The 21,470-nt window shown below is 68.4% G+C and carries 21 protein-coding genes; 13 read left to right on the top strand and 8 right to left on the bottom strand.

Features of this window, described 5'->3' with window-relative positions:
* Positions 1–85 precede the first annotated feature (85 nt).
* Positions 86–988, top strand: a complete 903-nt coding sequence (locus IB268_RS09625; protein WP_054456604.1) for a LysR family transcriptional regulator — start codon at positions 86–88, stop codon at positions 986–988.
* Between the two features lie 3 nt (positions 989–991).
* Here IB268_RS09625 and IB268_RS09620 read toward each other — a convergent pair whose 3' ends face one another.
* Genes IB268_RS09620 through IB268_RS09610 form a run of 3 tightly spaced genes read right to left on the bottom strand, consistent with a single transcriptional unit; the run spans position 992 to position 5,406 of the window.
* Entirely contained in the window at positions 992–3,163 is a 2,172-nt protein-coding gene (locus IB268_RS09620; RefSeq protein WP_192354160.1) for a phosphocholine-specific phospholipase C, read from the bottom strand.
* A gap of 35 nt (positions 3,164–3,198) precedes the next feature.
* Positions 3,199–3,381, bottom strand: coding sequence for a hypothetical protein (locus IB268_RS09615; RefSeq protein ID WP_054456602.1), 183 nt, complete (start codon positions 3,379–3,381; stop codon positions 3,199–3,201).
* 18 nt (positions 3,382–3,399) lie between these two features.
* The gene (locus IB268_RS09610; protein WP_192351978.1) at positions 3,400–5,406 is read right to left on the bottom strand and encodes an alkaline phosphatase family protein; all 2,007 of its coding nucleotides are present in this window, start codon (positions 5,404–5,406) and stop codon (positions 3,400–3,402) included.
* 211 nt (positions 5,407–5,617) lie between these two features.
* Between IB268_RS09610 and IB268_RS09605 the strand changes: the two genes are divergently transcribed.
* From IB268_RS09605 to IB268_RS09555, 11 genes are all read left to right on the top strand, one after another.
* Positions 5,618–6,052, top strand: a complete 435-nt coding sequence (locus IB268_RS09605) for a general secretion pathway protein GspC (protein ID WP_054456601.1) — start codon at positions 5,618–5,620, stop codon at positions 6,050–6,052.
* Between the two features lie 133 nt (positions 6,053–6,185).
* Positions 6,186–6,614 carry a type II secretion system major pseudopilin GspG gene (gene gspG / locus IB268_RS09600; RefSeq protein ID WP_054456600.1) on the top strand — a complete coding sequence of 143 codons (429 nt, stop codon included), beginning with the start codon at positions 6,186–6,188 and terminating at the stop codon, positions 6,612–6,614.
* Entirely contained in the window at positions 6,586–7,074 is a 489-nt protein-coding gene (gspH, locus tag IB268_RS09595; RefSeq protein ID WP_175213208.1) for a type II secretion system minor pseudopilin GspH, read from the top strand. The genes gspG and gspH overlap by 29 nt, the downstream gene beginning before the upstream one ends.
* Positions 7,061–7,462: a type II secretion system minor pseudopilin GspI gene (gene gspI / locus IB268_RS09590; RefSeq protein ID WP_192354159.1), complete on the top strand. Its 402-nt coding sequence runs from the start codon at positions 7,061–7,063 to the stop codon at positions 7,460–7,462. Before gspH ends, gspI begins: the two co-directional genes overlap by 14 nt.
* Positions 7,463–7,464: 2 nt before the next feature.
* The gene (locus IB268_RS09585; RefSeq protein ID WP_192354158.1) at positions 7,465–8,070 is read left to right on the top strand and encodes a type II secretion system protein J; all 606 of its coding nucleotides are present in this window, start codon (positions 7,465–7,467) and stop codon (positions 8,068–8,070) included.
* The gene (gene gspK / locus IB268_RS09580) at positions 8,067–9,011 is read left to right on the top strand and encodes a type II secretion system minor pseudopilin GspK (protein WP_175182102.1); all 945 of its coding nucleotides are present in this window, start codon (positions 8,067–8,069) and stop codon (positions 9,009–9,011) included. Before IB268_RS09585 ends, gspK begins: the two co-directional genes overlap by 4 nt.
* Positions 8,990–10,000: a GspL/Epsl periplasmic domain-containing protein gene (locus tag IB268_RS09575; protein WP_225591347.1), complete on the top strand. Its 1,011-nt coding sequence runs from the start codon at positions 8,990–8,992 to the stop codon at positions 9,998–10,000. Before gspK ends, IB268_RS09575 begins: the two co-directional genes overlap by 22 nt.
* Positions 9,997–10,584, top strand: coding sequence for a type II secretion system protein GspM (gspM, locus tag IB268_RS09570; protein WP_192327341.1), 588 nt, complete (start codon positions 9,997–9,999; stop codon positions 10,582–10,584). Before IB268_RS09575 ends, gspM begins: the two co-directional genes overlap by 4 nt.
* Position 10,585: 1 nt before the next feature.
* The gene (gene gspN, locus IB268_RS09565) at positions 10,586–11,338 is read left to right on the top strand and encodes a type II secretion system protein N (RefSeq protein ID WP_192354157.1); all 753 of its coding nucleotides are present in this window, start codon (positions 10,586–10,588) and stop codon (positions 11,336–11,338) included.
* 72 nt (positions 11,339–11,410) lie between these two features.
* Positions 11,411–11,713 carry a type II toxin-antitoxin system Phd/YefM family antitoxin gene (locus IB268_RS09560; protein WP_192354156.1) on the top strand — a complete coding sequence of 101 codons (303 nt, stop codon included), beginning with the start codon at positions 11,411–11,413 and terminating at the stop codon, positions 11,711–11,713.
* 8 nt (positions 11,714–11,721) lie between these two features.
* Positions 11,722–12,108, top strand: a complete 387-nt coding sequence (locus IB268_RS09555; RefSeq protein WP_192354155.1) for a type II toxin-antitoxin system RelE/ParE family toxin — start codon at positions 11,722–11,724, stop codon at positions 12,106–12,108.
* Positions 12,109–12,111: 3 nt separating this feature from the next.
* Here IB268_RS09555 and gspE read toward each other — a convergent pair whose 3' ends face one another.
* Positions 12,112–13,539, bottom strand: a complete 1,428-nt coding sequence (gspE, locus tag IB268_RS09550) for a type II secretion system ATPase GspE (RefSeq protein ID WP_175163913.1) — start codon at positions 13,537–13,539, stop codon at positions 12,112–12,114.
* Positions 13,536–15,893 carry a type II secretion system secretin GspD gene (gspD, locus tag IB268_RS09545; protein WP_192354154.1) on the bottom strand — a complete coding sequence of 786 codons (2,358 nt, stop codon included), beginning with the start codon at positions 15,891–15,893 and terminating at the stop codon, positions 13,536–13,538. Before gspD ends, gspE begins: the two co-directional genes overlap by 4 nt.
* Positions 15,894–16,069: 176 nt before the next feature.
* On the opposite strand from gspD, the gene gspF reads away from it, so the two are divergent.
* On the top strand, positions 16,070–17,275 hold the full coding sequence (gene gspF, locus IB268_RS09540; protein WP_059374497.1) for a type II secretion system inner membrane protein GspF: 1,206 nt from the start codon (positions 16,070–16,072) through the stop codon (positions 17,273–17,275).
* 117 nt (positions 17,276–17,392) lie between these two features.
* Here gspF and IB268_RS09535 read toward each other — a convergent pair whose 3' ends face one another.
* The 3 genes from IB268_RS09535 to IB268_RS09525 all read right to left on the bottom strand — a co-directional run bounded on the left by IB268_RS09535 (position 17,393) and on the right by IB268_RS09525 (position 21,356).
* Positions 17,393–17,731 carry a P-II family nitrogen regulator gene (locus IB268_RS09535; RefSeq protein ID WP_013393295.1) on the bottom strand — a complete coding sequence of 113 codons (339 nt, stop codon included), beginning with the start codon at positions 17,729–17,731 and terminating at the stop codon, positions 17,393–17,395.
* Positions 17,732–17,858: 127 nt separating this feature from the next.
* On the bottom strand, positions 17,859–19,916 hold the full coding sequence (locus IB268_RS09530; RefSeq protein WP_054456590.1) for an NAD(+) synthase: 2,058 nt from the start codon (positions 19,914–19,916) through the stop codon (positions 17,859–17,861).
* Between the two features lie 90 nt (positions 19,917–20,006).
* Entirely contained in the window at positions 20,007–21,356 is a 1,350-nt protein-coding gene (locus tag IB268_RS09525) for a mechanosensitive ion channel family protein (RefSeq protein WP_119449493.1), read from the bottom strand.
* Positions 21,357–21,470 lie beyond the last annotated feature (114 nt).

The raw sequence follows: 21,470 nt of genomic DNA, 5'->3' as shown, positions 1-21,470 counted from the left end.
TCTCATAACGGGTAAGCGGCCGAAGTTACTCCCGTGGTTTAATTAAATCAATTTGAAATTTTGTTCCGTCATAAAAGAGATTTTTGTGAGTACCATCCGTTTTCTGCGCACTTTCCTGGCGGTCGCGCACCACGGTTCCTTCTCCGAAGCGGCCGAACAGGTGGCGCTGACCCAGGCCGCGGTCAGCTTCCAGATGCGCTCCCTGGAAACGGAACTGGGCCGCGAACTCTTCGACCGCAGCGGACGGCTCGCCATCCTGAATGCCGCCGGCCGGGAATTACTGCCGGAAATCAAGCACTTGCTGGATCTTTACGACCGCATGCGGCTGCCGCGCACCGTGCCCGGCGAGCTGGCCGGGTCGGTCGCCGTGGGCAGCATCGTGTCGTGCATGGGGACCCTGTCCAAGGTCGTGTCGGGCATGAAGAAGCAGCACCCCAAGCTGGACGTGCGCATCCTGTCGGGCAAGGCCAGCGAGCTGGCGGGCAAGGTCGAGGACGGCGAGCTGGACGCGGCCTTCCTGGTGGAGGCCGGGCGCAAGATGGCCAGCACCCGCTGGACCGCACTATATGAAGAGCAGCTGGTCGTCATCGCGCCGCGCTCGGCGCCGGGCGAAGACGCGCGCCAGGTACTGGCGCAGAACCCCTTCCTGCGCTTTGACCGCACCCAGCGCACCGGCCTGCAAATAGACCGGCTGCTGCGCCGCCTGGCGGTGCCGCTGAACGAATACCTGGAACTCAACGCCATCGAGACCCTGGTCGAGCTGGTGCGCCAGGAGGTCGGCGTGACGCTGCTGCCGCTGATCAACGGCTCCAACTGGCAGCACAGCCCGGAACTGCGGATTCTCACCCTGCCGCAGGACCTGGGGCCGATGGCGCGCGCCATCGGCATGCTGGAGCGGCGCGAGCATGCGCGCCAGGGCATCACGGCGGCGATCTGCGAGGCCTGCGCCCAGGCGTTCCAGGCGCGCGAACCGCAGACCGCCGCCTGAGGCTTACAGCCCCATCGCCGGGTCCGTCACCGACGGGCGGCCGGTTTCCACGCGGCCGGCAAAGCGGCGCAGATAGGCAGGATCTTCGGCCAGGCGCACAGTGAAGTCGTACCAGCCCTGGCTGCCTTCCAGCGCCCAGTGCTGTTCGACCTGGCCGCCCGCGGGCACCGTGAACTTCCAGCGCTCGTGGTTGGCGTAGTAGGCGTTGGGCGCAACTTCGAAGGTGCAGGGATTCTTGCCGCCGTTAATGAAGCTGACGTAGACGTCGCCCTTGGCGATTTCGTAGCAGACGCGGATCTCCGGCGCCAGCGCCGACGTGCGGGCCAGGGCCAGGTCGCCCGCGAAATGGCGGTGGTAGCCGTTGGGGCCCAGCACCCACAGGTCGTACTTGCCGCCGTCGGCCGCCGTGTCCCAGTTGCCTTCCAGCTGCTTGTCCGGCTCCACCGTGTAGCGGCGCGGCAGGCGGTCCAGGTGCAGGCGGTCATAGACGTGGAACACCGCCGCCTGCTTGCCCGTGTTGGAAAACACCAGGCGCATGGCGCCCGTGTCCGGCTGGGCACGTGCGCTGGTGTGCAGTTCGTAGGGCAAGGCGCGGGAATAGCGCACGCCCTGCTCCTGCACCGGCTTGGCCTGGGTGCTGGGATCGGGCAGCGGCACGGCCTTCAGCGCTTCCTGCGCGCTGCGCTCGCTGTCCGAACCCGCGCGGGTCAGCAGGTTCAGGTCGGGCAGCTTTTCGTTGTTGGGCGTGGCGAAGTTGAAGGCCGAAGTCAGGTCGCCCAGCACCGCGCGGCGCCAGGGGCTGATGTTGTCCTCGGCCACGCCGAAGCGGGCTTCCAGGAAGCGCAGCACCGAAGTGTGGTCGAATGCCTGCGAGTTGACCCAGCCGCCGCGGCTCCACGGCGACACCACGTACATGGGGACGCGCGGGCCCGGGCCGTAGACGCGGTCGTCGGCGGCGTCCTGGGCGGAGGCATGGGTATGGCGCTCCAGGTCGGTGTTGACGGTGGAGGCGCCGGCCATCGAGCCGTCCGGGTTCAGCGAGGGCGCGGCGGGCGGCGGCAGGTGGTCGAAATAGCCGTCGTTCTCGTCGAAGTTGATGAGCAGCACGGTCTTGCTCCAGACCTCGGGGTTGGCCGTCAGCGCGTCCAGCGTTTCCTGGATGTACCAGGCGCCCTGGATCGGGCTGGACGGGCCGGGGTGCTCGGAATACGTGGCGGGCGCCACGATCCACGACACCTGCGGCAGCGTGCCATTGACGGCGTCCTCGCGCAGCGCCTTCAGGAAGCCGCCGTCGGGCATGGTGTTGGCCGTGCCCTTGTACAGCGGGTTGGCGGCGTCCATGGACGGCGTCCAGGCCGGATAGGGCGCGCCGTTGGCGCTGTTGCCGGCCAGCTCGTTGGCGCGGCGGTATTGCTTGAAGCCGGCCAGCGGGTTGTCGCCGAAGTTTTCGGGCAGGTTCTGGTAGACCTTCCAGCTGACGCCGGCTTCCTGCAGGCGCTCGGGATAGGTCTTCCAGGTCCAGCCGGTCGACGAGGCGCCCAGGCTGTCCCACTGGTTGCGGGTCGAGGGGCCGTTGCCCAGGGCCAGCGGATCGTTGGTGCCGGTCCAGTGGAACAGGCGGTTGGTGTTGGTGCCGCCGTGGGTAGAACAGTGATAGGCGTCGCACAGCGTGAAGGCTTCGGCCAGCGCGAACTGGAACTCCACCTCTTTCTTCTTGTAGTAGCCCATGGACTGGTTCTGCTTGTAGCGCGGCCAGTGGTCCATGCGGCCGCCGTCCCAGGCCATTTGCGCGTCCACGTAGTCGTGCGGCGTGCCGGCCACGCGCTGGGCGTTGCCCTGGCTGCTGTCCAGGTGATACGGCATCACCACGCGGGTGCCGTTGCTCTGCTCCCAGACCGAACGCTTTTCAGGCAGCGGAATGGTGATGCGGTCGCCGAAGCCGCGCACGCCCTTGAAGGTGCCGAAGTACATATCGAAGGAGCGGTTTTCCTGCATCAGGATGACCACGTGCTCGACGTCATTGATGGTGCCGGTGCGGTTGTTGGCGGGGATGGCCAGCGCGCGGCGGATCGCCGGCGGGAACATCGACAGCGCGGTCAGGCCTGCGGTCGAGGCGGCGGCGTTGCGCAGGAAGCGGCGCTTGCCGGCGTGGACCTGGTCTTTATCGAACGTCACGGATTCTATTCCTATGGATCTGGAGGGAGCGCCGCTCAAGGCGCGCAACGCAATTCGGGTTTGACGGGCTCGGGCTTCGGCGTTTCGGGCTGGCCGGTGCCGGGGTCCTTGCCACCGTCGTCGTCGCCGTCATCGCCGCCGCAGGCAGCCAGCGTGGCGCTCAGCATCAGCACCGCGCCCAGGCGCAGGAAACCGCGCAAGATCATGGACATGCTCATTTTTTTATCCTCGGTACATCAGGGAAACAGTTCGGAAACGGACTTGCCGGACAGGGCGAGCGACTTCACTTCAGCTTCGGTGAGCGCGCGCGACCAGTACGCCAGGTCGTCGAAATACATCGTGTAGGGACCCTTGGTGCCGGCGCAGCAGACGCCATAGGTGCCGCGTCCGTCTTCGTTCAGGCCCAGGTGCGGCCCGTAGACGCCAGCGATCTTGGTCAGGTCGACCGAGCCCGTGCCGATGGTGCGCTGCGAGAAGCCCAGTTCGCTGTCGTAGACGGAGGCCGTCAGGGTCTTGGCCGTCTTGTTCACGGTCATCGCAACGTAGACCGGCTTGTTCGGGGTGAACTTGACGTTGTTGATGTCGACACGCGAGCCGCCGCCAGCCAGGTTGAAATACAGCACCGGACCTGCCCACTGCGCGATGGTGATGCCAGGGTTGCCGCCGGAGTTGTAGTCCTTGTTGCCCAGGATGGACCGGTCGTTGGCGGTGCCGTCGGACTGGTACCAGAAGCCGATGGTGAAGGCCTGGGCCGCGTCCAGCATGCCTGCCGGATAGTCCAGCTTGAAGCCGCCCAGGGCCGCCGCGCTGCGGTCGTTCTTGAACATCTTGCCGAACACGCCCGTGTCGGCATAGGCCGGCGCCTGCGTGCCGTCGAACGGCGTGATGGCTCCGCCGCCCGCGGCGATGTCGGTCATATTGCCTTCGAACGGGAACAGCATCGTCAGGCCAGTGCGCAGCGAAGCCAGCAACGGCAGCGGCTTGGTGTAGGCCACGGTGGTGCGCGCGGCGCTGACCGCGTTGCCGACCGCCACGCTGTAGTTCAAGGTGTGCACGCCCTCGGTGTCGAACTTGAAGCCCTTGTCCACATACTCGGCCACCGTGCCGGCCACGCGTGCGATCTCCACGCCGTCGCGGCTGACCACGATGTCGCCGGCCGGCTCGCCCACGCGCACCCAGCTCAGCGTCACGCTCTTGTTGTCGGTCGAGGTGCGGGCCGCGGTGTGGCGCAGTGCCAGCTTGCCGGCAAGCGAGGTGCCCGCCATGTCGTACTTGGCGGCGGGCGGCAGGACCTTCAGGTGGTCCAGCACCGTCGGCGCCACATCGGCCGCGCTGGGCAGCGCGTACCAGTTGTTGTCCCACAGGCCGTCGAACGACGCGTCGTCGGCGCTGCCGCCCAGCAGCGCAGGCTGGTTGGCGGCCAACAGGATGGTCTTGTTCGAGGACATGGGACGGCCGTCGCTGGCGCCGGTCTTGCCCAGGCCGTGGCTGGAAGCCACGATCACCAGCCACTTCTCGCCGGGGTGCTCCGCCTTGCGGTCGGCGATCTGCTTGGTCAGCGCGCCGATGGCGGCGTCGGCCTGCCGGATCGCGCTGTCATAGGCCGAGCCGAAGCCGTTCTCCGAGGCAATCCGTTCCGGCGCGCCGAACTGCGCCACCACCACGTCATAGCCTTCGGTGATGCGGTCGCGCGCCTGGGCGGCGACGCAATCGTCCGCGCCGGCGCAGTCGGTCAGCGACTGCAGATAGCCCGCGTCGCGCTGGCCGGCGATAAGGCCGGCCACCACGGTCGAATTGAAGGCGGCGGCGGTGCGCGCTTCGGGGCGCGCCTGCTTGATGCGCTGGAACAGGGTCGGCGATTGCAGCGTTTCGCCCTGCACGCTGTAGCGCACGCCGTGCTGGTCGGCCCATTGCCCGGTCAGCAGCGTCGCCCAGCCCGGCGCCAGCAACGTGGGCTGCTGCGTGGGCGCGTCCGTCACGCCGCCGGTCCAGGCGCGCGTGGCGTTGAGCTGCGCGAGGTTCGGCAAGGCCTTGTCGGCCACGCCGCGGCGCATCGCGTCATAGGTCAGGCCGTCGACGCCGATGAACAGCACCTTGTCGGCGGGCGTCGGGTCCGGCTGGGTCACAGGCGGCTGGGTCGGCGGCGCTTCGGTGTCGTCGTCATCGTCGCTGCCGCCGCAGCCCGCCAGGGCACTGGTCGCCAGCAGGGCCGCGCACCATCTTCTCCAATTCAATGCTTGCATGCTTCTCTTCTCTAGTCATGAACAGGGTTTTATGCAGGGCCACATGATGGCCAGCCAAGGTGAAAGCCCCGTGAAGCAAAGAAGAGAAACCTTGATCGACGGATCAGGATTCTTTTGCGCGCAACCATGGCGCAGGCGCCGCGCATCGCGGGCTTGTCATGTGCGGCGGCTATAGTCGGCGCGGTCTCAACCCGCCACGCACGTTCAATCCATGCCCCTGTTCCTGCGCCCGACCCTGCCCGCCGCATTCCGCATACTCGCCGTGCTGGCCCTGGCCGCCGGCCTGGGCGTATGGGCGTCGATCCTGCTTGCGCCCAAGGCTGGCGCCCTGCCTCCGGCGGTGTCGGCGCAAGCGCCGCGCGCTGCCGACAACACGCCCGTGGCGTTGTGGTTCGGCAAGGACGAGGCCATGCGCACACAGATCTCCGTGCTGGGCGTGATCGCCGCAGGCGCCGATGGCGCCGCCGTGCTCAGCATCGACGGCGGTCCGCCGCTGGCCTGGCGCGCGGGCGGCGAAGTGGCCCCCGGCATCGTGCTGCGCGAAGTCGCCGCGGACGCGGTGACGGTGGAACAGGCTGGGCGCGCCAGCCGCCTGCCGGCCCCGGCCGCCCTGCCCGCTCCCGCCGGCATATCGCGCGAAAAGTGAGCCGCACCGCAGGCGCTGCGACGCGCGCCCCGGGCGCAGACCGGACCTGCCCGCATTTGGCCGCGCCGTCACTATTGCTGTCATATTTCATGTCCACAATCCTCCGCTCCTACTGAAAGACCGGAGTCATCAAGTGCGTCAGTTACCGCGCGGGCTTGCCCGCCAGCAAGGTTTCACCCTCATCGAGATCATGGTGGTGATTGTGATCATGGGGATACTTGCGGCGCTGATCGTCCCCCGCGTGCTGGATCGTCCCGACCAGGCCCGCCAGGTCGCCGCGCGCCAGGACATCGCCGGCATCATGCAGGCGTTGAAGCTGTACCGCCTGGACAATGGCCGCTACCCCAGCACTGCGCAGGGCTTGCGCGCGCTGGTGCAGAAGCCCGAAGGCGTGAACAACTGGCGCGGGTACCTGGACAAGCTGCCCAACGATCCCTGGGGCCATCCCTACCAATACCTGAGCCCTGGCGTCAAAGGCGATATCGACGTGTTCTCGTTCGGCGCCGACAACAAGCCCGGCGGAGAGAGCGGCGATGCCGACATCGGCTCCTGGGAACTCTGAACGCGGCTTCACGCTGGTCGAAGTCCTGGTAGTGCTGGTGATCGTGGCGATCGCGGCCAGCATGGTGAGCCTGTCCGTGGGCCGCGGCGAGAACCGCTTGCGCGGCGACGCCCTGCGCCTGGCCGACGCCTTCACCGTGGCCCAGAGCGAGGCCCGCAGCGACGGCCGTCCCATCCGCTGGCTCGCCAACGGCCAGGGCTGGTCGTTCGAACGCCAGGGCCGGCTGCCAGGCCCGAACGCCGAGGAAGACAGGCCGCTGCCGCCGGACCGGCTGGAGCGCGACGAGGTGCTGCGCCCGCAATCCTGGTCGGCGGCGCCGGTGGCGCTACGGCTCGATCCGGACCGACCGCTGGTGTTCAACACGGAATGGGTCGCCGCGCCGGTCACGCTGACGCTGAGCGCGGGCGATGCCCGCGTCACCTTGCAGCGCGACGCCGCGGGCCGCTATGAAATTCAATGAACCGCCCCGCCCGCCCGATCGGCAGCGCGGGTTCACGCTGATCGAAGTGCTGGTAGCCCTGGCCATCATCGCCGTCGCCATGGGCGCCGCCCTGCGCGCGACCGGCGTCATGGCGGAAAACAACCGCGCCCTGCAGGACAAGACGCTGGCGCTGCTGGCTGCGCAGAACGCGCTGGCCCAGTTGCGGCTGGAACAAGCGCTGCCGCGTGCAGGCACGCGCAGCGCGCCCTGTGCTCAGGGCGGCCGGGCTTTGCAGTGCGAAATGGAGTTTACGAATTCGATGAACCGCAGCTTCCGCCAGGTGTCGATCAGGGTGCGCGACGCCAGCGCCGCGCAGGCGGACGCCGTACTGCTGCAGCTGGATGGCCTCTTGTCCAGCCTGAGATAGCCATGCGCCGCCCTCCCCAATCCCAAGCCGGCTTCACGCTGATCGAAGTGCTGGTGGCCCTGGCGCTGATGGCGCTGGTCAGCCTGATGGCCTGGCGCGGCCTGGCCAGCGTGTCCGGCGCGCGCGAGCGGATCGAGGAACAGGCCGAGGACATCGACGCCATCGTCCGCACACTGGGCCAGATGGCGCGCGATGTGGAACTGTCCTACACCGGACCCGGCTTCGAGCCGGCGGGTCTGGACGCGCAGGCCTACACCAGCGGCCTGCGCCTGCTGCGCCGTGCAGGCGGCGGGCCCGTGTTCGAGATCCTGCGCCCCGACCCTGACGGCAACGGCCTGTGGCAGCGCGTGCAATGGCAGGTGCGCAAGGACGGCCTGTGGCGCGCCAGCGGGCCATCGGCGGCGCGCAGTCCGCTGCCCGCGGCGGACAACGGCATCCTCCTGCTGCCCGGCACGCGAGCCTTGACGCTGCGCGCCTGGGTGCCGGGTACCGGTTGGGTGAATGGCGAAGGCAATCAGGCCGCCGCCCCGACCGGCCTGGAGATCGTGCTGGAACGCGGCGCCCCGGGATCCCCCGAGCGCTATACCCGCGTGCTGGAGCTGCCATGAGACGCCCGAGTAACGCAGAACGCGGCGCAGCGGTCATCAGCGCGCTCATCATCGTCGCCATCGTCGCGGCCTTGACCACCGGCCTGTTCCAGCGCCAGACCGCCAGCACGCGGCGCGTGGAAAACGAGATGGCGCGGGTGCAGGCGCGCGCCATGCTGGCGGGCGGCATAGACTGGGCCCGCTTGATCGTGCGCGACCACAGCAAGCGCGAATCCATCACCCGCGGCGACCAGATCTGGGCCACCCCGGTGCTGGACACGCGCATCGAACGCCCCGGCGACGAACGCGTCGCGGTGTTCTCCGGCCGCGTGCAGGACGAACAAGGCAAGTACAACCTCTATAACCTGGCGAACAATGGCGTGCCGCAACCCGAGCAGGAACGGGTACTGCGCCGGCTGCTGAACACGCTGCAACTGCCCGACACCTTGGCCGCGCGCATGGTGGACATCATGTCGGCCGCGCAGCCCGTGGCGCCGCCGGCGGATGCGCCGGCGGCGCCGCCAGGACGGCCCGCGCCCGACGCCCGCGCCCCTTTGCCGCGCGGCGTGGACGAAGTGGCGGCCCTGCTGGCGCTGGAGCCGTCGGCTCGCAACGAGCTGCGCCGCACGATGACGGTGCTGCCCGTTTCCACCAGCGTCAACGTCAACACCGCGCCCGCGGAGGTGCTTGCGGCACTGGTGCCCGGCCTGTCGCTCAGCCAGGCGCGTTCCATGGCGGGCGAGCGCGACCGCGGCAACTGGTTCAACAATTCCGGCGATTTCGCCAATCGTCTGGCGGGCGCGGGGGTCAAAGCGCCTGCGCCCGCCGTCGCCACCACCAGCGGCTGGTTCCTGGCCAGCGGCACCGTGGCCTATGAGCGGGCGCGCATCTCCATGCAGGCGCTGCTGCGCAGTTCACCGCCCGCCGCCCCAGACACCTTATGGACCAGAGAAATACCTTGAAGAACATCCTGCGCATCGCGCTGCCGCCGCTGGACGAGTTCGGCGCCGGCTCTCTCCTGCCCTATGCCTGGTTCGACCGGCGCGGCCGCTGCGCCCGCCAGGGCGAGCTCGCGCTTGAGGCGCTGGGCCATGCCTATCCCCACGCCGCCTGCGAAGCCGTGCTGCATCCCGCCGACGTGATCGCCGCCAGCGTGCAGATCCCCGCGGTGGCGCGCGCCCGATTTGCCGCCGCGGTGCACAGCGCCCTGGAGCCGCTGGTGCTCAGCGACCTGGACGCGCTGGCCATCGGCCACGGCCCGCGCTCGACCGACGGCACGGTGCCGCTGGCCTGGGCCGCGCGCGAACCCGTGCGCCGCGGCTGGAGCCTGCTGAATGCGCAGGGCTTGCGCACGCAGGCGCTCATCGCGCCGCAAGCGCTGGCGGCCGAAACCACGGCGCCATTGCGCGACCCTGCCGATCCCCGCTGGCAGGCGCCCTCGCCTTCGTGGTCGCTGGCCATGCCCCAGCTGGCGCCGGCCCGCGTCTCGGCCTGGCGCCCCGCCTGGCGCTGGGGCGCGGCCGCGGCAGTGGTCTGGATAGGCGGGCTGAACCTGTACGCCTCGCAACTGCAAGCCGAAGCCGACGCGTTGCGCAACGGCATGCACGCGCAGGTCCTGGCCGCGTTCCCCGACCTGCCGGTGGTCCTGGATCCGCCGCGCCAGGCGCAGCAAGGCCTGGATGCGCTGCAGGCGAACCGCGGCGCGGCCAATGCCGCCGACCTCCTGCCCCTGGCGCGCGCCGCGGCCCAGGCCCTGCCCTTCGCCGCCGACAAGGTAGCCCGCCTGGGCTACGCCGAACAGGCGCTGACGCTGCAACTGGCGGATGCCGGCGAGCAGTCGCAACGCGTGGCTGAGACGCCCGCGCTGATCCAGCAAGCCGCGGCCCTGGGCCTGAAGCTCGAACGCGGCGACAACGACACCACCTGGCGCATCGTGCGCGCGCAACCATGAAACTCCCGCAAGCCCTGCATGCGGCCAGACAGTCGCTGGCCAAGACCCTGACTCCCGCGCTGGCGCGCGCCGGACTACGCTACCAGGCGCTGGCGCCGCGCGAGCGCCGGCTGGTGACCGCGGCTGCCCTGCTGCTGGGCGGCGCGCTGGTCTTCGTGACCCTGATCGAACCGCCCCTGAACACGCTGCGCAAACTGCAAGCGGAATTGCCCGCGCTGCGCGGCCAGGCGGCCACGGTCGCGGACCTGACCGCCCAAGCCACGGCGTTGCGGCGCAAATCCGCGGCGCCCGCCGGCGCCTTGCCCAGCGCCGCGGAAATCGGCGCCTCGCTGGAGCGCGCCGGACTCGCCGCGGAACAGTGGGCGCTGGGCGAGCCCGAACACGGCCCGGGCGTACTGCTGACGCTGAAGCAGGCGCCCTCTTCGGCCTTGCTGCGCTGGCTCGACGGAGCAGCGCGCGATTGGGGCCTGGCGGTCAAGGAAGTGCAGCTCACCCGTGCCGCCAATGTCAACGGGCGGCCGCTGCCCGGCCTGGTCAATGGCAAGGTGAGCCTGATGGCGCCGCAAGCTTCGGAGCGTGGCTGAGATGTCCGGCTTCCCGTTTTCCAAACGTTCCGCCGCCCTGCTCCTGGCCGGCGCCGTCTGCGCCGCCGCGGCCGCCGTCACCGTGCTGCCCGCGCGCTGGCTGCTGGCCCTGCTGCCGGACAAGGCGCCGGTCACGTTGGCCGACGCCAGCGGCACCTTGTGGCGCGGCAGCGCCTGGATCGCGCTGGGCCCGCCTGGCGCGCGCCGCATGCTGCCGCAACCGGTGCAATGGCAATGGCGCTGGGACGTGCTCGCTCTGGATATCTCCCACCCCTGGCTGCAAGGTCCCTTGCGCGCCACGCCCGGCTGGAACGGCGTGTCCGTGCCGGCCCAGTCGCTGCGCGCGCCCGCCTCCATCCTGTCCGCGCTGGGCGCGCCGTGGAACACCATTGCCCCCCAGGGCACGCTGGAAGTCCGCTGGCAGCCGCTGCGGCTGGGCGCGCCCCTGCCCGCCGGCCCCGTGGCCGAACTGCGCTGGCGCAACGCCAGCACCGCGCTGACGCCGGTGGCGCCCGTGGGCTCGTATCTGCTGCGGGTACAAGGCGGCAAGTCTGGCGCCACGCTGGCGTTGAGCACGGAAAGCGGCCTGCTGGACGTCAGCGGCCAGGGCAGCGCGGGCGGGCGCGGCGGCCTGAAGTTCCAGGGCCAGGCAACCTACGCCGGCGCCGCGCGCGAGGCGGATCGGGCGGCGCTGGACGGATTGCTATCGGCGCTGGGACGGCGTTCGGGGGATGTCGCGACCTTCGGGACATGAATCGGGGACGGTGGGCTCGCGCGCTGAAAATGTACGTTATCATGTACAAATATCCAGCCTAGGGAGCCTGCCATGAGCATCTCGTCCGCCGATGTGATTCCGTTGTCTCAAGCCAGGGCCAATTTGTCCGAGCTGGCCGATCAGGTCAAATCGGGGGCTGAGAAAATCATCACCAAGAATGGCGAAAGCTACGTTGCGCTGATCGACGCCGAGCGGCTGGACTACTACCACCGGCTCGAACAGGAACGCATCCACCTGCTGTTGATCGACGACGCAAGCCGAGGTTTGGCCGATGTTGCGTCCGGCAAAGTCAAGGACGCGCTAGGCGCGGTGTCGGCTCTCAAGCGCCGCCGCGCGGCCAAGACTCCCCGCTGACCGGCATCGTGACCGCGAAACCTGGCGTCAAGCTCACCACCCACTTCGAGCGCCAGCTTGAAGAGATCGAAGCCTTCCTCGCGGAGGCGGGAATGCCGCGCGCTTTCGACGCCTTGCTGGACGACTTGGCCGAGGTGATCATCCCGAACCTGGCGACCTTTCCCGACATGGGACGCTTGTTCCTGGAAAGGCCCCTGCGCTCGGTGGAAGCCGCCAATGGCGCCAGGCGCCTGGCCAAACAGATCCAAGCGCTCGCCAAGGATACGGAGCTGCGCGAATACGTGTCCGCGCACTACCTGATGCTGTACGCCCGGATCAAGAATCAGGTCTACCTGCTCTCGATCCGCCATCACCGCCAGCTTTCCTTCGATTTTCCGGACCGCTGGCGGGCGTAGGCGTCAGGCGTCCCGCGTCACCCGCAGGATTTCCTCCGGCGAGGTCTGCCCGCTGTCGACCCAGCGCTGCCCGTCCTCACGCATGGTGCGCATGCCTGACGCGGCCGCCGCGCGGCGCAGTTCGCGTTCGTCACGCCCTTCGTGGATCAGCCGGCGCGCCTCGTCGTCCACCGTGAAGAGTTCGTGGATGCCGGAACGCCCGCTGTAGCCGGTATGGTTGCAGGCGTCGCAGCCTACCGGATGGAACACACGCGCGCCGTCCTGCGTGGCGGGTTTCTTGCAGGCCGGGCAGAGCTTGCGCACCAGGCGCTGCGCCAGCACGCCCAAAAGCGATGACGCCAGCAGGAAAGGTTCCACGCCCATGTCCGTGAGCCGGGTCACGGCGGACACCGAGTCGTTGGTGTGCAGCGTAGCCAGCACCAGGTGACCGGTGAGCGAGGCCTGCACCGCGATCTGCGCGGTCTCCAGGTCGCGGATTTCGCCGATCATGATGACGTCGGGGTCCTGCCGCAGAATCGCGCGCAGGGCCAGCGCGAAGCTCATGTCGATCTTGGCGTTGACCTGCGTCTGGCTGATGCCGGCCAGGTCGTATTCGATCGGGTCCTCGACCGTCAGGATGTTGCTGGTGGACGCGTCCAGGCGGCTCAACGCCGCGTACAGCGTGGTGGTCTTGCCGCTGCCGGTGGGCCCCGTCACCAGCACAATGCCGTGCGGCTGGCGGATCAACCGGTCCAGCTGGCCCAGCACGCCCGCGTCCATGCCCAGCTTCTCCAGCTGCAGGCGCCCCGCTTCCTTGTCCAGCAAGCGCAGCACCGCGCGTTCGCCGTGCCCGGTGGGCAAGGTGGACACGCGCACGTCTATGGGTCGTCCGCCCACGCGCAGCGCGATGCGGCCGTCCTGCGGCAAGCGCTTTTCGGCGATGTCCAGGTGCGCCATGATCTTGATGCGCGAGATCAGCGCGGCGTGCAGCGCCTTGCGCGGCGACACCACGTCGCGCAGGGTGCCGTCGACCCGGTAGCGCACCACCGAGTGGGTCTCGAAGGGTTCGATGTGGATGTCGCTGGCGCCGTCGCGCGCCGCCTGGGCGAACAGCGCGTTGATCATGCGAATCACGGGCGCGTCGTCCTGGGCCTCCAGCAGGTCCGCCACCTCGGGCATGTCCTGCATCAGGCGGTCCAGGTCGATCTCGTTCTCGGCCACGCCCATCACCGAGGCCGCATCCTCCGAATGGCTGTAGGCCGCGGTCAGCAAGGTTTCCAGCGCCTGGTCCTCGACCTGCGCCAACTCGATGTCGCCGTGGCAGCGGCGGATCTCGCGCACCGCCCATTCCGGCGTGCGCGGGCTGACGGTCAGCCGGGCCTGGCCGCCGCGCAGCGACAGCAGCGCGCGCTGCGCCCGCGCCCAGGCATAAGGCAAGGGGTGCGCGCTCATAGCAGCGTATCGGGGTCCACGGCCACGCTGTGCATCAGCGTGCGCGACACGCGGATCGCGCCCGAGGCGTCGCGCGCGGGTTCCATGCCGGCATACTGGCGCACGGCGAAGGACTGAGCCGTGACCGGCGCCGGCCGGCGCAGCGTTTCAGCCTGATGTTCCGGACGTAGGTCATAGGCGTTGTTGGACACCGAGGGCGCGGAGCCCGGCGGCGGCAGCATCGGCGCCTGCATGTCGGGCAGCGCCCAGTGCTGGCCCGGCTGCACCGCCGCCTGCGCGCGGCGCATGTAGTCGTAGCGGTCCATGGTGACGCCCGCCGTGCGGTTGGCGTCGCGCACCACGTAGGGGCGCAGGAACACCATCAGGTTGGTCTTGGTGCGCTTGCGCGTGTCGTAGCGGAACAGCGAGCCGATCACCGGCAAGGATCCCAGCAGTGGCACGCTGTTGGTGGAGAGCGTGACGTTGTCTTCCAGCAGGCCGCCCAGCACGATGATCTGGCCGTCGTCGATCAGCACGCTGGTGTCGATGGCCCGCTTGTTGGTCACGATGCCGGTAGTGGAGTTGGAGCGGCTTTCGTCGATGCTGCTGACTTCCTGGTAGATGTCCAGCTTTACCGCGCCGCCCTCGGAAATCTGCGGCCGGATGTTCAGCTTCAGGCCCACGTCCTCACGTTCGATGGTCTGGAATGGATTGGTGCTGCCGTTGCTGCCCGAGGTCACGTACTGCCCGGTCACGAACGGCACGGTCTTGCCCACCAGGATGCTGGCCGACTGGTTGTCCAGGGTCAGCAGGTTGGGCGTGGACAGGATGTTGGCTTCGCCAGTGTTCTCCATGGCACGGGCCAGCACGCCCAGGTTGATCACCTTGTTGCCCAGCACGTCGACCGTGCCCTTGACCACCCCCAGGCTCAGGCCGCTGCCGATGCCGTCGATGGTGGTCGGCCCCTTGCCGGTGATGCCGCTGCCGCCCAGGTTGGTGCCGCCGATGAAGCTGGTGCCGTCGCTGTTGATGTTGCCGGCGCCCGTCATCCACTGGATGCCGAACTCCGCCGCCTTGGCCTCGCTGACTTCGACGATCAGGCTTTCCACCAGCACCTGCGCGCGGCGCTGGTCGAGCTGGTCGATGACTTCGCGCAGGCTGCGGTACAGCGGCTCGGGCGCGGAAATGATGAGCGAGTTGGTAGCCGGATCGGCCTGGATGGTGGCGCCGCCGGCCGAATACGACACGGCCTGCGTGCTGTTGTCTTCGCGCGAGATGCGTTCCTGTTCGCCCGACAATCCGCCCGTGTTCGAACCGGACATGCCGGCCATGCCCGCTGTCGCCTGGGCCGGCATGCCAGCCGCGGCGTTCTGCGTGCGCGCTCCGCCCTGCGCGCCCGTGCCGCCGCTGGCGCCGCCCGTGGCGCCGGGCGCGGAATTCGCCTGCCCCGTCAGCACCCCGCCCAGGACCTCGGCGATGCGCGTGGCCTGCGCGTTGCGCATGTAGACCACGTGCAGGTTGCCGGCGCGGTTCTGCTGCGCGTCCAGCTTCATAATGAGATCGCGCGCCAGCCGCGTGCGCGCCGGGCTGCCGGAACGCACCAGCACGCTGTTGCTGCGCGGATCGGCCACCACGGCGATGCGCTGGGTCGGGTCGCTGCTTTGCGTATCCAGCAGTTGCGAGGCCAGGATGGCGAGGTCGGTGGCCACGGCCGAACGCACCGGCACCACGTCGGTGTCGATCGAACTGGGCACGTCGATGCGCGCGATGACCTGCGCGATCCGCTCCAGGTTGTCGGCGTAGTCCGTGACCACCAGCGTGTTGTTGCCGGGATAGGCGTTGATCGGGTTGTTGGGCGGCACCATGGGGCGCAGCACCGGCACCAGGTTGGCGGCGTTTTCGTACTTCAGCGGGAAGACGCGGGTCAGCATTTCGCCGCTGCTGCCCTTGGCAAACGCGGACACTGGCACCGGACCGCGGCCCGCGCCGCCCACGGCTTGCGCGGGACGCGCGCTGCCCGCGACCACGCTGCCTTGCAGCTTGCCGTCGGCCTCGGGCACCACGCGCGTCACGCCGTCGACCTCGACGATGGCAAAACCCTGCATGCGCAGCGCGCCCGTCAGCATCGACAACGCCTGCGCGCTGTCCACGGGACGGTCCGACACCAGCGTCAGCTTGCCCTTGACGCGCGGATCCACCAGGAAGTTGCGCTGCGTGAACAACGACAGCGCGCGCAGCACGGCGGGGATGTCGGTGTCGACGAAATTCAGACTGACGCGATTGTCGGTCTGTTGAGCGTGAGCCCTGCTGGCTGCGGGTCCGAGCTGGCTTGCGGCGAGCAGTACCGCAAGGCTGAATTGCGCAATATGACGCATGACGGGATAGGTGCCTGAAACGTGAAATCGTGTGAAAAAACGTGAAAGCGCGTCGGAGTATACGTGGTGACAGTGCAACACTACGGTCATAATCCGCAGGCATCGTAGCGGCCTTGAAACCCTTTAAATTCGGGGCTTTGCGCGCTTTTTGAATGCGCGCTGGCCATGCTTTCCAGATGCCTTCCTTCCGTTACGAAGCCACCGACGCACTAGGGAAGATCGTGCGCGGCACGATCGACGCCGACAGCGAACGCGGCGCCCGCAACCAGCTGCGCGGCCGCGGCCTGCTGCCGCTGTCCACGTCCCTCGCGGCGCGCGCCGAAGGGTTCGGCGCATCGCTGCGCACGCGCCTGTCGGATGCGGATCTCGCCTGGCTGACGCGCCAGCTCGCCAGCCTGCTGGCCGCGAGCCTGCCGCTGGACGCGGCCCTGAGCGCCACGCTGGAGCAGGCCGAGAAAAAACATATCGCCGCCACCCTGGGCGGCGTGCGCGACGACGTGCGCGCGGGCCACAAGCTGTCGACCGCCCTGGCCGCACGGCCGCGCGACTTTCCGGAGATCTATCGCGCGCTTATCGGCGCTGGCGAGGAATCGGGCGATCTCGCGCAAGTGATGGAGAAGCTGGCGGACTACATCGAGGAGCGCAACGCGCTACGCAGCAAGGTGCTGACCGCGTTCATCTATCCGGCGGTGGTGGCCTGCGTGTCGGTGATCATCGTGATCTTCCTGCTGGGCTATGTGGTGCCGCAGGTGGTGTCGGCGTTCAGCCAGGCCAAGCAGGAACTGCCGCTCTTGACGCGCATCATGCTGGCGTTGTCGGACTATGTGCGCGAATGGGGCGTGGCGACGGGCGCGGCGTTGGCGGCGGCCGTCGCGCTGTGGCGGTATGCGTTGCGCGCGCCCGCTGCGCGGCGGGCTTGGCATGCGCGCGTGCTGAAGCTGCCCTTGGCGGGACGCTTCGTGCTGGGTGTGAATGCCGCGCGCTTTGCTTCCACGCTGGCGATACTCTCAGGTAGCGGCGTGGCATTGCTGACGGCGCTGGAGGCGGCGCGCCGCACCCTGGGCAACGATGTGCTGCGCCAGGCGGTGGACGAAGCCTCTGCGCGCGTGCGCGAAGGCGCGTCGCTGTCGGCCTCGCTGGGCGCGCAAAAGGTATTTCCGTCGCTGCTGGTGCATCTGATCGCCAGCGGCGAGAAGACCGGCCGCCTGCCCGAACTGCTGGACCGCGGCGCGCAGAACCTGTCGCGCGATCTGGAGCGGCGCGCCATGGCCATGACGGCCTTGCTGGAGCCGGCGCTGATACTGCTGATGGGGGGATTCGTGCTGCTGATCGTGCTGGCGGTGATGAGCCCGATCCTGGAGATGAATCAGCTCATCCGCTAGGCTGGAAAATGCGTTGCGGGCTTGGTGCGGCAGCTTCCCCGCCGCGCCAAGCCCGCAATATCCTGCTGCGGTCTCGCGGCTGCCGGCGGATCCGGCCAGCCGCAAGTCCCCAGGAACTTACAGCGCCTCTTCGTCGCTTTCGCCCGTGCGGATGCGGATGGCCTGTTCGACCGGCGTGACGAAGATCTTGCCGTCGCCGATCTTGCCGGTGCGGGCAGCCTTGACCACGGCTTCGATGGCGGCTTCGACCTGGCTGTCGGGCAGCACCACTTCAACGCGGATCTTGGGTAGGAAGTCCACCACGTACTCGGCGCCGCGGTAGAGCTCGGTATGGCCTTTCTGGCGGCCGAAACCCTTGACTTCGGTAACGGTCAGGCCGCTGACGCCGACTTCGGCCAGCGCTTCGCGGACTTCGTCGAGCTTGAAGGGTTTGATGATGGCGGTGACTTGTTTCACGTTGGTCGTCCTGGGTTTTTGATCTGTTGCGTCGCCCTGACACGGCATGGCTGCAGGGCGCATCGGATAAGAGAATACCACCCGCGGGGGCCCGGACGCCGGGTCCCCCTTGGGCGGGAAATCCCGGTCAGGCCTCGTCGGGAATACGTTCGGCGTCGCGCATCCACACCGCTGACTCGGAGTCGCTGGGCGCGCGCCAGTCGCCGCGCGGCGACAGCGAACCGCCGGAGCCGACCTTGGGCGCGTTCGGCACGCAGGTACGCTTGAACTGGCTGAGGCGGAAGAAACGGTCCAGGAAGATCTTCAGGTTGCGCTTGATGGCCGCCAGATCGTACTGGTTGCGGGCCACGTGGCCGCCCTCGGGCCAGGCGCCGGCCTCGCGGTCGCGCCAGGCCGCCAGCGCCAGGAACGCCACCTTGGTCGGCGCAAAGCCGTAGCGCAGCGTGTAGTACAGGTTGAAGTCCTGTAGTTCATAGGGACCGATGGAGTCTTCGCTCTTCTGCACCGGCTTGTCGTCCGCGCCGCCCGGCACCAGTTCGGGGCTGACGTCGGTGCCCAGCACGTCCAGCAGCACCTGCGCGCCTTCGTCGCCCAGGCGGCCGGATTCCGCGACCCAGCGCACCAGGTGGGTGATGAGCGTCTTGGGCACGCTGGCATTGACGCTGTAGTGCGACATGTGGTCGCCCACGCCGTACGTGCACCAGCCCAGGGCCAGCTCGCTCAGGTCGCCGGTGCCGATGACGATGGCGTTGTTGAAATTCGCGATGCGGAACAGGTGGTTGGTGCGTTCGCCGGCCTGCACGTTCTCGAAGGTGATGTCATAGACCGGCTTGCCGTCGGCATAGGGATGGCCCAGGTCCTTGAGCATCTGCAGGCAGCTGGGCCGGATGTCGATCTCGGAAGCCGTGCACCCCACCACCTCCATCAGCTTGCGCGCCTGCTGCAGCGTGCGCGAACTGGTGGCGAAGCCCGGCATGGTGACGGCCAGGATGTTGGAGCGCGGCAGGTCCAGCGCGTCCATGGCCTTGGCGCAGACCAGCAGCGCATGGGTGGAATCCAGCCCGCCGGAAATGCCGATGACGACCTTGGACATGCGGCTGGCCGACAGGCGCTGGACCAGGGCCTGGACCTGGATGCTGTAAACCTCCTTGCAGCGGGCGTCGCGGCGCTGCGGGTCGGCCGGCACATAGGGAAAGCGCGCCACGCGCCGCTCCAGCGGCAGCTCGGCGTCTTCCAGCGGCGGATTCACGGGGACCGCCACGCTGCGAAATTTGCGGACTTCGTCCTGGTGGCGACGCACGGACTGGCCGAATGTGGTCTGGCGCATGCGTTCGCGCGACAGGCGTTCGAGGTCCACGTCCGCAAACAGCAGGTGGGAATGGCCGAGGAAGCGTTCGGATTCGCCCAGCAGTTCGCCGTTTTCGTAGATGAGCGCCTGGCCGTCCCAGGCCATGTCGGTGGACGACTCGCCCCGCCCGGCGGAGGTGTACATGTAAGCCGACAGGCAGCGCGCCGACTGCTGCGCCACCAGTTGGTGGCGGTACTCCGACTTGCCGACCACGATGTTGGAGGCCGACAGGTTCACCAACACGGTGGCTCCCGCCAGCGCGGCGTAGGAAGACGGCGGGATCGGCACCCAGACGTCTTCGCAGATTTCGACGTGGAACTGGAACAGCGGCAGCTTTTCCATCTGGAAGACCAGCTCGGACCCGAACGGCACGGTCTGCCCCAGCAGGCGGATCTCGGATGCGGTGGCGCAATCGCCGGCGCTGAACTGGCGCGCTTCGTAGAATTCGCCGTAGTTGGGCAGGTAGCTCTTGGGCACCACGCCCAGCACGCGGCCGCCGGCGGCGACCACGGCGCAATTGAACAGCTGATGGGCCACGCGCAACGGCGCGCCGACCACGACGGCGATGTCCATTTCAGCGGTTGCCGCCACCACCTGGGCCAGCGCGGCTTCGCATTCGTCCAGCAGGGCCTTCTGGTGGAACAGGTCGTCGCAGGTATAGGCGGACAGGCCCAGCTCGGGAAACGCCGCCAGCACCGCGCCGCCCTGGGCGGCCTGCTGCGCCAGCGCGATGGTCTGGGCGGCATTGAAGGCGGGGTCCGCGACCTTGCATTCGGGCACGCCGACGGCCACCCGGGCAAAGCCGTGGGAATACAGGTTGAAGAACGGGTTCGACATCGGGTCTATCGCCAGGGATTTCAACGCCTGGATTATCTCACGGGGCCACCCGCCGGCCCCGCCCCGGCGCCTTGCCGCGCCTGCTGTCCGCTAGCGCGGCATCTTCTCGTCGGTCAGGCCGCGTTCCGACGGCGCGGCCAGGCCCGGACGGCCGCCTTCGCCCGCCAGCGCGGCCTGCAAGGCGCCTTCGCGCAGGTGGACGCCCATTGCGCCGATATCGGCGCCGGACGGCTGCTGGTACAGGCGCAGGCCCAGTTCGGGCAGGATGGCCAGCAGATGGTCGAAGATGTCGCCCTGGATGCGCTCGTACTCGACCCAGGCGGTGACGGCGGTAAAGCAATAGACCTCGACCGGGATGCCTTCGGAGGTGGGCTCCATCATGCGCACCATCATCGCCATGTCCTGGCGGACCTCGGGATTCTGTTTCAGATAGGCCAACGCATAGGCCCGCAAGGTGCCGATATTGGTCAGGCGGCGGCGGTTGGCGGGCACGCTGGCCAGTTCGCCCATGGTCTGGTTGGCCTGGGCGATATCGTGGGTCTTGGCCTGCAGGTAGTCATGCAAGAGGCGAAAACGCATCAGCCGCTGCGCCTCGTCGTCGGTCAGGAAGCGCACGCTGGCCGAGTCGATGCGCACGGTGCGCTTGATGCGCCGTCCACCCGATTCGAACATGTGGCGGTAGTTGCGGTAGCTTTCCGAAAACAGCTTGTAGGTGGGCACCGTGGTGACGGTGTTGTCCCAGTTCTGCACCTTGACCGTGTGCAGCGCGATGTCCTTGACGAAGCCGTCGGCGTTCGATTGCGGCATCTCGATCCAGTCGCCGATGCGCAGCATGTCGTTGCTGGTCAGCTGGGTGCTGGCCACCAGCGACAGCAGCGTGTCCTTGAACACCAGCAGCAACACGGCGGACAGCGCGCCCAGGCCGGAAATCATCCAGAGCGGCGAGCGGTCGATCAGGATGGAAAGCACCAAAACGGTGCATACCGCCATCAGGATCAGCTTGCCGATCTGGATATACCCCTTGATGGAGCGGGTCTGCGCCCGGGTGGTGGCGGAATAGGTATCCTGCCAGGCGCTCAGCACCCCGGAAAACGCCACGAACACGCAGATCCAGGCGCCGGCATGCGCCAGCCGGCCGACGATGGTCACCGCCCGCTCGACGTGCGGCACCAGGCCTATGCCCAGCGACACCACGGCGAACGGCACCGCGTACCAGAGGTTCTGGTATGCCCGGCGGCGTTGCAGGGCCTTGTCCCAGTCGCCCCGGCCGCTCAGCACCAGCACGCGATGGGCCAGCAACAGCACGACCCGGGCCACGACCCACTGGACGAACAGCGCCGTCAGGATCAGCGCGGCGATTCCGATCAGCGTCTGCGCCCAGGCTTCGCGCGGCAGATGGGTATCCAATTGGGTGACCAGCTCTTCCCATTCCAGGGGCATAGACTCTCTTCCTGCTCTAAGGTCTTGAAACTAATCCAGGATTATCCGACAAAGGCCGGGCCGGAGGGTTCGCCCCCGCGGAACCCGCGCCCGGCGGCGCGGCCTTGCGCGCCA

Source organism: Achromobacter sp. ACM01, from assembly GCF_014851745.1.
In the GTDB taxonomy this organism is placed as follows: domain Bacteria; phylum Pseudomonadota; class Gammaproteobacteria; order Burkholderiales; family Burkholderiaceae_B; genus Achromobacter; species Achromobacter aegrifaciens.
The sequence above is the reverse complement of the archived record's forward strand: the minus strand, read 5'-3'. Positions and strand labels throughout refer to the sequence as shown.

Excerpts from the sequence above, each read along its gene's own strand:
- IB268_RS09615 (WP_054456602.1), bottom strand. The coding sequence starts at position 3,381 with ATGAGCATGTCCATGATCTTGCGCGGTTTCCTGCGCCTGGGCGCGGTG.
- IB268_RS09610 (WP_192351978.1), bottom strand. The coding sequence starts at position 5,406 with ATGCAAGCATTGAATTGGAGAAGATGGTGCGCGGCCCTGCTGGCGACC.
- IB268_RS09605 (WP_054456601.1), top strand. The coding sequence starts at position 5,618 with ATGCCCCTGTTCCTGCGCCCGACCCTGCCCGCCGCATTCCGCATACTC.
- gspH (WP_175213208.1), top strand. The coding sequence starts at position 6,586 with ATGCCGACATCGGCTCCTGGGAACTCTGAACGCGGCTTCACGCTGGTC.
- gspI (WP_192354159.1), top strand. The coding sequence starts at position 7,061 with ATGAAATTCAATGAACCGCCCCGCCCGCCCGATCGGCAGCGCGGGTTC.
- IB268_RS09585 (WP_192354158.1), top strand. The coding sequence starts at position 7,465 with ATGCGCCGCCCTCCCCAATCCCAAGCCGGCTTCACGCTGATCGAAGTG.
- gspK (WP_175182102.1), top strand. The coding sequence starts at position 8,067 with ATGAGACGCCCGAGTAACGCAGAACGCGGCGCAGCGGTCATCAGCGCG.
- IB268_RS09575 (WP_225591347.1), top strand. The coding sequence starts at position 8,990 with ATGGACCAGAGAAATACCTTGAAGAACATCCTGCGCATCGCGCTGCCG.
- gspM (WP_192327341.1), top strand. The coding sequence starts at position 9,997 with ATGAAACTCCCGCAAGCCCTGCATGCGGCCAGACAGTCGCTGGCCAAG.
- gspN (WP_192354157.1), top strand. The coding sequence starts at position 10,586 with ATGTCCGGCTTCCCGTTTTCCAAACGTTCCGCCGCCCTGCTCCTGGCC.
- IB268_RS09560 (WP_192354156.1), top strand. The coding sequence starts at position 11,411 with ATGAGCATCTCGTCCGCCGATGTGATTCCGTTGTCTCAAGCCAGGGCC.
- gspE (WP_175163913.1), bottom strand. The coding sequence starts at position 13,539 with ATGAGCGCGCACCCCTTGCCTTATGCCTGGGCGCGGGCGCAGCGCGCG.
- gspD (WP_192354154.1), bottom strand. The coding sequence starts at position 15,893 with ATGCGTCATATTGCGCAATTCAGCCTTGCGGTACTGCTCGCCGCAAGC.
- gspF (WP_059374497.1), top strand. The coding sequence starts at position 16,070 with ATGCCTTCCTTCCGTTACGAAGCCACCGACGCACTAGGGAAGATCGTG.
- IB268_RS09530 (WP_054456590.1), bottom strand. The coding sequence starts at position 19,916 with ATGTCGAACCCGTTCTTCAACCTGTATTCCCACGGCTTTGCCCGGGTG.
- IB268_RS09525 (WP_119449493.1), bottom strand. The coding sequence starts at position 21,356 with ATGCCCCTGGAATGGGAAGAGCTGGTCACCCAATTGGATACCCATCTG.